This is a genomic window from Frankia sp. CeRuru1 (assembly GCF_977966315.1).
Window position 1 is genome coordinate 19,897 of record NZ_CDWWEW010000021.1, and the last position, 8,635, is coordinate 28,531.

9 protein-coding genes and 1 other RNA gene are annotated in these 8,635 nt (G+C 68.4%); 4 read left to right on the forward strand and 6 right to left on the reverse strand.

All coding sequences use genetic code 11. From position 1 onward, the window contains the following. The 3 genes from AC08OP_RS03120 to AC08OP_RS03130 all read right to left on the reverse strand — a co-directional run. Positions 1-1,074, reverse strand: a 1,074-nt coding sequence (locus tag AC08OP_RS03120) for a serine/threonine-protein kinase (protein ID WP_476612811.1), incomplete at its 3' end; no start/stop codon positions are given. Between the two features lie 288 nt (positions 1,075-1,362). Then, entirely contained in the window at positions 1,363-1,977 is a 615-nt protein-coding gene (locus AC08OP_RS03125) for a PaaI family thioesterase (RefSeq protein WP_476612804.1), read from the reverse strand. Positions 1,978-2,052: 75 nt separating this feature from the next. After that, positions 2,053-2,403 carry a lipopolysaccharide assembly protein LapA domain-containing protein gene (locus AC08OP_RS03130; protein WP_476612805.1) on the reverse strand — a complete coding sequence of 117 codons (351 nt, stop codon included), beginning with the start codon at positions 2,401-2,403 and terminating at the stop codon, positions 2,053-2,055. A gap of 370 nt (positions 2,404-2,773) precedes the next feature. Between AC08OP_RS03130 and rnpB the strand changes: the two genes are divergently transcribed. From rnpB to AC08OP_RS03145, 3 genes are all read left to right on the forward strand, one after another. After that, positions 2,774-3,184, forward strand: an RNA gene (rnpB, locus tag AC08OP_RS03135) — RNase P RNA component class A. Positions 3,185-3,225: 41 nt separating this feature from the next. Next, entirely contained in the window at positions 3,226-3,477 is a 252-nt protein-coding gene (locus AC08OP_RS03140) for a type II toxin-antitoxin system Phd/YefM family antitoxin (RefSeq protein WP_462189044.1), read from the forward strand. A gap of 1 nt (position 3,478) precedes the next feature. Beyond that, complete coding sequence (locus AC08OP_RS03145; RefSeq protein ID WP_476612806.1) at positions 3,479-3,745, forward strand: type II toxin-antitoxin system RelE family toxin; 267 nt, start codon at positions 3,479-3,481, stop codon at positions 3,743-3,745. Between the two features lie 48 nt (positions 3,746-3,793). Here AC08OP_RS03145 and AC08OP_RS03150 read toward each other — a convergent pair whose 3' ends face one another. Then, the gene (locus tag AC08OP_RS03150; RefSeq protein ID WP_476612807.1) at positions 3,794-3,994 is read right to left on the reverse strand and encodes a hypothetical protein; all 201 of its coding nucleotides are present in this window, start codon (positions 3,992-3,994) and stop codon (positions 3,794-3,796) included. A 345-nt stretch (positions 3,995-4,339) separates the two neighbouring features. On the opposite strand from AC08OP_RS03150, the gene AC08OP_RS03155 reads away from it, so the two are divergent. Then, complete coding sequence (locus tag AC08OP_RS03155) at positions 4,340-6,466, forward strand: AIPR family protein (protein WP_476612808.1); 2,127 nt, start codon at positions 4,340-4,342, stop codon at positions 6,464-6,466. Positions 6,467-6,541: 75 nt separating this feature from the next. On the opposite strand, the gene AC08OP_RS03160 is transcribed toward AC08OP_RS03155, so the two are convergent. Continuing rightward, the gene (locus AC08OP_RS03160; RefSeq protein WP_476612809.1) at positions 6,542-8,071 is read right to left on the reverse strand and encodes a class I SAM-dependent DNA methyltransferase; all 1,530 of its coding nucleotides are present in this window, start codon (positions 8,069-8,071) and stop codon (positions 6,542-6,544) included. Next, on the reverse strand, positions 8,068-8,635 hold a 568-nt coding region (locus tag AC08OP_RS03165), incomplete at its 5' end, for a restriction endonuclease subunit S domain-containing protein (RefSeq protein WP_476612810.1). The genes AC08OP_RS03160 and AC08OP_RS03165, both read right to left, overlap by 4 nt.

The window sequence follows — 8,635 nt, forward strand, 5'->3', positions numbered from 1 at the left end:
AGCCTGCCCGGGGTCCCCCGCCGGATCACCGGTCCCGCGTGGCGCCCGGCCCGCTGTCCCCGCACCGTTTGTCCCCGCACCGTTTGTCCCCGCACCGTCGCTCACTCGCACCCACGCGCCGGCGCTCTCCGGCGCATCGAGGCGGATCTGCGTCTTGGCGTCATGGGTATCCTCCTCCGCGGCCGGCAGAAGGCTCCTCATGCGGGTCGTCACCGGTGGAGCGAGCCAGGCGTCCCGCAGTATCCGGCGTGTCTCGCGCTCCGGGTCGCCAGTAGACCCGATCAGCACGCGCAGCAACGCGTGGGCGCTCGGCCGGGCCATAGGCTCCTTGAGCAACGCCGCGCGGACCGCTGGGCGCAGGGCCAGCGGAACATCCCCGGTGTCGGCCTCGTCGTGGACCACCCGGTACAGCAGTGCGTCGGGCCGGCCGGTCCCGAAGGGGGGTCGCCCCGACGCGGCGAACAGTACCGTCAGGCCCCAGGCGAAGACGTCCGCCGGCGGGCCGATCTCGCCGCGTCCGGTGACCTGCTCCGGGGCCATATAACCCGGGCTGCCCAGCAACACCCCCGTCCTGGTCGCGGCCGTCGCGTCGACCGCCGCCGCGATGCCGAAGTCGATCACTTTCGGGCCGTCCTCGCTGAGGATCACGTTGCCCGGTTTCAGGTCCCGATGGACGATGCCGGCGTCGTGGATGGCCTTCAGGGCCTCGGCGAGCCCGGTCGCCAGCGCCATGACGACCGGCATGGTCAGCGCGCCCCGGTCGGCGATCGCCTCGGCGAGGCTTTGGCCGTGGATGTGCTCGGTTGCCATCCACGGATCCTCGGCGTCGGGATCGGCATCGACCAGCCTCGCGGTGCAGGCACCGTCGACCGCCCGGGCGGCCGCGACCTCGCGACGGAACCGGCTGCGGAACTCGGGATCGGCCGTGAAGTCCGACCGGATTACCTTGAGGGCGACCGGCCCTCCGGTCTCGTCGTCGATGCCGAGGTAGACGACTCCCATACCACCGGAGCCGAGCCGCGCGGTGAGCGTGAACCGGGCGATCCGCTCCGGATCGCCAGAGCGCAGCGACATCGCCGGCACCGCGCCCTCCTTTCCGTCGAGCTTTCCGCCGCGAGCCGACCGACAGCCGGCGAGGGTTGGCCGCCGGGGCCGACCGCCGCTCCGAACGTTCCGACGCAGTGGCCGAGGCAACGGTCGATGGAGCATCCCGACAGACCCGGAGGCCACGCCCACCGTGCCAGCTAAATCTGTGACGGATCTGTGACGGAGATGTGACGGTCCGTGCGGTCGCATCACGGCGAGCAAACGAGTCCCGCCCGTGAGCGGATTCCGAGATTCGAAGACCAGGAGATTCGAAGATCAGGAAATGGTCTGATGTTCGCGCAGCCGGATCAGGTCCGGATCCTGCTCGATCGCCTGGATGTCCTCGGCCCGGGCCTGGGTGACAAAGTGCTCCAGGGGCACGTCGACGAACAGCCCTCGGGCCCGGACCGCGACCCGTCCGGTAGGGCTGTTCAATCGTCCCTCGCCACTGGCGTAGACCCGCCGGCCGAGCACGCCCTCGACCCGCGCCCTCAGGTGCAGGACGGTGCCCACGGGTACCGGCCGCAGGAAGTCCGTCTCCAGCCGGCCGGTCACCAGGCTGGTCCGGGTCAGATGCCCGAGCGCACCCAACGCCTCGTCGAGGGCGCAGCTGAGCAGGCCACCATGGGCGAGGCCCGGCGCTCCCTGATGATGCTCGGTCACCTCGAACGTCGCGCACAGCGCGAGGCCGGCATCGGCGTCGACCCGTAGGTGCAGTCCGTGGGCGGACTGGTCACCGCAGGCGAAGCACCGCACGTAGTGGGACGGCAGCACGGTGCCGGGCGCCGGTGCGTTCGCTGGGCGTGGCGGGAGTTGTGCTCCCGGTGGCAGATCTGTTCGCAACGGCGTCACGACCCGGACTGTACCGACGCGGTGGGATCCGCCTGGCATCTTGCCGACGTGCCTTCCACCAACCGGCTACACCAACCGGCTACCGGCCGACCCGCGGCCGAGGACTCTGCTCAGCTACCGGCGGCCGGCCGCGCGACGCAGGTGGCGCAACTCGCGGCGCAGCCTGATCTGAGGAATGACACCGATGAGTAGGCCGACGACGAGACCGGCGGCGGCCGAGGCGGCCAGTGCACCCGCGACCGACATCTGCCTGGTCGAACCGAACAGCCAGATGCTCACGCGCGCGTCGTTCTGCACGACGAAGACCACGACGGCGATCGCAATGAGCAGCACCAGCACGGTGATCGCATAGGTGGTGTAGGCAACCCCGCGACGCGGCGGCCGGGCCCCGCCGGTGGGCGCACCCGGGACGCCGGGAGAATCCGGTCCGCCCGGGTGGGCCGGCTGGTGCGGAACGGGCGCCACGGCGCCCGGACCGGCCGGACCGGCTGGACCGGCTGGACCGGCTGGACCGGCTGGACCGGCTGGACCGGCTGGACCGACCGGACCGGCTGGACCGACCGGAACCTGGCCGGCGGGCGTTCCGGAAGGCGAGGCCGCGGGGGTCTGCCCGGCCGCCGCAGGCGCCGCGGGCGCGGGCGGAACGGCGGGCGGAGAGGCTGTACGCCTCGCGTTGCCGAACCCTCGGCCCGGCTGCTTCGGTCCCGTCATGATCGTCCTGTTCCTTGATCCGCCGCCATACCGCCCGATCGGCCGGCTCCGCGCACCGACAGCCCGATCAGCCCTACGCCCAGGAAGCGTAGACCGGGAAGCACTCTATACTGAAGGAAGCGGACGAGTTGGCCGGGCGGCCGCGTCGGTGCCGGCTCGTCCGGCGTCGCCGAGGAAAGTCCGGGCTCCACAGGGCAGGGCGGTGGGTAACACCCACCCGGGGTGACCCGCGGGACAGTGCCACAGAAAACAGACCGCCGGTGCCGGTTCCGGCGCCGGTAAGGGTGAAACGGTGCGGTAAGAGCGCACCAGCGCCCAGGGTGACCTGGGCGGCTCGGTAAACCCCGCCCGGAGCAAGGTCAGAAGGCCCGTAGCCGCGAGGCCGCGGACCGCGCAGGCGTTCGAGGGCTGCCCGCCCGAGCCTGCGGGTGGACCGCTAGAGGCTGCCGGCAACGGCAGCCCGAGAGAGATGGTCGCCGCCGACGAGCCGTGAGGCTAGCCGGTACAGGACCCGGCTTACAGGCCACCTCGTCCGCCTCAGCGGCCCGACCACTCCCCGGTTTGTACAATCTGGGGATGAGCGAGATGCCGATCAGCGAGGCACGCGACCACCTCGGCGAGATCGTCTCCAAGGCGGAGCACGCCCATGAGCGGATCGTCCTGACCCGTCACGGCCGCGCGGTCGCGGCAGTGATCTCCATAGAAGATCTCCGTGAGCTGGAAGCGGCGGAGGACGAAGCGGATCTCGCCGTCGCCCGAGAGGCGCTGGCCGCCGAGGAGCCTCGCGTACCCCACGCCGACGTCCTCGCCGAGTTCGGCCTGAACTGACGTGGCGCACACCGTCGAGTGGACGACTGCGGCGCTGCGAGAGCTGCGCAAGCTCGACGCCTCCACCACTCGACGGATCCTGATCGCGGTAACACGACTCGCGGCGGAACCCCGCCCCTCGGGGGCCCGGGCCCTCACCGGCCAACCTACCAGGATACTGCGGATCAGAGTTGGTGAATACCGGGTGATCTACCAGGTCGACCACACCCGCATTCTCGTCATGATCGTCCACGTCGCCCATCGACGTGAGGTGTACCGGCACCTCTGACCCAAGCCGCTCGGCACCCCCGAAGCAAGGTCCAAGGGCCCGTGGCCGTCACAAGTCGCGGACCGCGGAACCGTGCCTAACCCTCCACAGTTCAGCTTCACCGAGGGTGGTGCCGCTGGTCGGCCGGGGTGGGGTGGTCTCGGCGCCGGCGAAGACGGTGATGGGCCGGCTGGTCGGGGGCCGGCTGGTGGCGGTGAGCCGCGCGTTACCTTCCAAGGTGCTGTCGGCCGTTACGGCCGGGCTACCCATCGGGCCCTACCCCTCCCGTTGCGAGCCGCCCCCAGGCAGACAGCACCGCCCCGCCTGTGACTGGCGGACGGCAGATAGGGAACGCGCTCGTACATGTCGTAGCAGGCGACCAGATGGATAGGGCCGCCGTTGGCATCGCGGAGTCGTTTGATGATGGTGGCCAGGGCGCTGGCCAGTCCGGGGCTTACAGGCCATCTCGTCCGCGTCCCTGTCTCGGCCGCCCGGCTTCACGTCCGGCAGCCAGAGCACAGCCGGCTACTCAGCCAAGAGGAGATACTTTACTCCCGCAAATGGGACGCCCCGTAAGCTCGTATACACAGTGCGGCGAAGGGGGCGGTGGATCAGGTGAGTGGAAGAGCGGGAAGACCAGTTCCCGGGGCCGTCGTCGCGGTCAGGGAGGCACTGGCGCGCGAGTTCGACGGCCTGATCGACACCAGCGACGTGACCCATCCGGATCCGGCCGAGCGGCGCCGCAAGTTCCTCTCCCGTGCGCTGGCCGCACTGGTAGCACGGGACCGGGTCGACTGTGACACAGCCGAGGCCGCCGAGATGGTCATCGATGGGCGTAACGATTTCGGTATCGACGCGATCGCCGTGGCCAGGAGCGAGCCACAACTCTGGCTGATCCAGTCGAAGTGGAGCGACCGCGGCGAGGCCGGCCTCAATACCGGCGATGCGCTCAAGACACTCGAAGGACTCCGCCTGATCGACCAGCACGAATTCGACCGCTTCAACGAGCGACTTCAGGTGCTCGCGGAACGGGTGCGTACGGTACTGCTCGACGCCGGCCGGCGTATCACCATGACGATCGTCCTGATGGGAAGCCAGGCGCCCTCGGCCGAGGTCCGGCAGAAATTCGACGACGCCGTCAAAATTTTCAACAAGCACGGCGACGTCCTGGATATCGAGTACTGCCTGGCGGCGGACATCAGGGCGATGCTCCTGCGCCGCAACGCCCCACAGCCGATCAGACTCGTCGCCAGAATGCAGGAGTGGTTCGACCTTCGCCGTCCTCTTACGGCGTATTCCGGGATCGTCGCGGCAGGCGAGATCGCCGACTGGTATACCCAGCACGGAAATCTGTTGTTCAGCAGGAACATCCGTACCAGTCTCGGTACCACGAAGATTAACAGCGGTATCGTCGAGACATTGACGACGACACCCGAGAATTTCTGGTATTATAATAACGGAATCACCATACTGTGCGACAGCCTCACCTTCAATCCCTTCAGCCGTAGCACGCCGAACGGCCCGGCCGAGTTGACCCTCGAGGGCGCGAGCGTCGTCAACGGCGCGCAGACTGTCGTCGCTATCGGCGACGGTGTGAAGAAGAGCCCGGACGTGGCCGGCGGGGCTCTCGTCGGAGTCCGCGTGATTGTTCTGGGCCGGGCGCCCACTGACCTCGCGACCACCATCACCCAGACGACAAACACGCAGAACGACGTGGAGCTGCGCGACTTCGTCGCCCTGGACCAGGTACAGACCGACATCAAAGACGATTTCGCTCTCACTCTCGGCAAGACCTATGTCCTCAAGCGGGGGGAGATCGATCCACCTCCCGAGGGAGGGTGCTCGGTCGTTCACGCCGCCGTCGCGCTGGCATGTGCGCATTCCTCCGTCGAGCTGGTCGTCCGCGCGAAGAAGGATTCCTCCCTGTTGTGGGAGCGGGGCGCAAAGGGCGCCTACACCCTGCTGTTCGGAAACCGCCGCCCGTCGGCGTTGCGGATCTGGCGCTGCGTGCGGACTTTCCGCGCCATCCAGCAGAACCTGCACGACACCCGCGATCATTGGCGCGGACGCGCGGAGGCCGTCGCCGAACTCGGCGATCTGCTAGTGGCGCACATCATCTTCGCGCACATCACCCTGGATGGCATCGACGATCCCGACGAGGACTGGTCCACGCGACTCGATGGAGTCCCGGCGCTCGTCAGGCAGACCGTCGGCTGGCTGGTGCTACGCATCGACGAGACCTTCGGCCGGAATTCCTTCATCGGTAGCACCCTCACCAGTGCCGAGCGCTGCGAGCCACTGGTGGCGCAGGTGCTATGGGACATGAGGACCGATCGCCCGGAGCCCGTGCTGCCGGAGGACTACAACAAGCCTAAGGCGGACCGCCGCAGCCGACGTCCGAACACGGTGGGCATTCTGGTCGATGCGCGCAGAATCAGCGAGGGTACGCGGTTGGTGTTCTCGACCGCGGGGAAGCCCGAGGAACGCGCGATCGGCGGATGGTTGGCGGCGGATCCACGGCGGGCGGAGGCCACCTGGGTGAACAGCCGCTCGAAACCCCTGGTCTGGGCGGTGGACGGCCGCCAGTACGCCCCATCCGGCTTGGTGATGGAGATCTGGCGGCGGGCGGGGTGGAAGCGCGCACCCGTTTCCGTCCAAGGACCGTTGCGATGGTCGCTGCCCGATGAGGGTTCACTAGTCGAGCTGGCCGAGGCCGTGCTGCGAGCAGACGTGGCGGACTAAACGTCCGTGTCGAACCCGCGACGCGGACCACGGGATGGGGTCGCGGCGCGTCAGGCCCTTTCACACCGCAAGGTCTCAGTCGGACGAGGCGGCATCGTCCGGTGTAGCGGTGGCGTCGGCGGAGCGGTTGGCCGCGAGGGCGTCCGCGATCGCGGAGAACTCGACCAGGGCGGCCTGGAGATCCTCAACGATCTCACGGGCGATGACGTCGGGAGGTAGCAAGCTGTCGGCGTCGTCAAGGCTGGGGTCGCGCAGCCAGGTGATGTCGAGGTTCGCCTTGTCCCGAGCGGCCAGCTCATCGTAGTCGAACGGGCGGAACCGCTCGGACTCGGTGCGGGTGCCGCGCGGTTCCCCCGGCCGGTAGCAGGCGACGAAGTCGCCGAGGTGCTCGCGGCGCAGCGGATTCTGCTTCAACGTGAAGTGCTGGCCGACCCGCAGGTCGTACACCCACAGGGTCGCCGTCCACGGCCTGCCCGGCCGAGCCCGGCGCCTGTCGAAGAACAGCACGTTCGCCTTGACCCCGCCGGCGTAGAAGATACCGGTGGGCAGCCGCAGCAGGGTGTGGACGTCGTATTCCGCCAGCAGCCGGCGGCGGACCGTTTCCCCCGCCCCGCCCTCGAACAGCACGTTGTCGGGCACGACGACGGCGGCCCGGCCGTCCACGTCCAGCGACGACGCGATGTGCTGGACGAAGTTGAGCTGCTTGTTCGTGGTCGTCGTCCAGAAGTCCTGCCGGCTGTACGCAATATCGTCCCGGCCAGCGCGGCCGCCCTCACCGATCACGGTGATTGAGGACTTCTTGCCGAACGGCGGGTTGGCGATGATCATCGTCGGATTCCCGCCGTACCGGCCGGCGAGCGCGTCCCCGACGTCGATGAGGGTGTTGCCGTTGGGGTGGCCGATGCCGTGCAGCAGCATGTTCATCGCGGCGAGCCGGGCGGTGCCGTCTACCAGCTCCATACCCCGGATCTTTCCGCGGCTAAAGCCGGCGCGCTGCTCCGGCGACAGCGTGGCGCCATGATGGCGCTGGATGTAGTCGGCTGCGGCCAGCAGGAAGCCGCCGGTGCCGCAGGCAGGATCGAAGACCGTGTCGTCCGGACCCGGCTGGAGGCAGTCGACTATGGCCGCGGTCAGCGCGCGGGGAGTGAAGTACTGGCCGGCGCCGGACTTGATGTCCTCGGCGCTCTTGGCCAGCAGCTCCTCATAGGCGTCACCCTTCACGTCGACACCGGTCGACGACCACTCCTCCTTCTCAATCAGATCGACGATAAGCCGCTTGAGCTTCGCCGGATCCTGGATGCGGTTCTGCGCCTTGCGGAAGATCACGCCGAGCATGCCCGCCTCCTTGGCGAGATCCTCCAAGGTGTGTCGGTACGCGGTCTCCAGGTCGTCGCCGTCGTAGTCGAGCAGCTTCTGCCACCGGTCCGCGACTGGCCGCAGGGCTACGTCCGGGTTGAAGCTCCGGTAAGCCCGCTCGTGCGCCATCTTCAGGAACAGCGGGTAGGTCAACTGCTCGACGTAGTCGATGGTGGAGACGCCGTCATCGCGCAGCACGTCGCAGTAGTTCCACAGCTTCGCGACGAGCTGCCGTGCCTTCGCGCTCACCCCAGCACATCCTTGTCGTTATCGATGGCAACATCGTCGAGCGGCAGCATCGGCGCGGACACGACGGCCTCGACGGAGGCCCACTCTCCCATCGGCCGGGACGCGGTCCCCACCGCCGCCGCAGACTGCCCCTCCTGCGCCGGAAGCTTGCGTGGCCGCCGCCTCGGCGCCTTCACCGCACCCGCCCGCTCCGCCTGGATCCGCTCCAACAACACCGACGCCGACTCATCCGCCGGATCCTGCGCCACCAGCCGCCCCGCGAACGCCTCCGCCAACAACGCCTTCCGTAGCACGGTAGCCTTCGCGAGACCTCCACGCACCAGACGCTCGCCGGTGTCCAGGACACTCAGCCATTCTTCGGCTGCGCTGACCAGATCAGCCTGTGCTTCTACCGGGGGAACCGGAACGGGAAGCCGCTTGATCTGGGACAAGCTGATCGAGGCGAGGTTGACGCTCTGCCGACCATTTTTCTCGCACCAGCCCTGACCGAACTCGTTGGCATGCCAAGCGAGCAGCTTCGGATGCAGAATTCCGTCATACAGACGAACTCGAAATACATGGTTC

Coding starts and splice junctions, on each gene's coding strand:
- AC08OP_RS03125 (WP_476612804.1), bottom strand. CDS start 1,977: ATGCCAGGCGGATCCCACCGCGTCGGTACAGTCCGGGTCGTGACGCCG.
- AC08OP_RS03140 (WP_462189044.1), top strand. CDS start 3,226: ATGAGCGAGATGCCGATCAGCGAGGCACGCGACCACCTCGGCGAGATC.
- AC08OP_RS03150 (WP_476612807.1), bottom strand. CDS start 3,994: ATGGGTAGCCCGGCCGTAACGGCCGACAGCACCTTGGAAGGTAACGCG.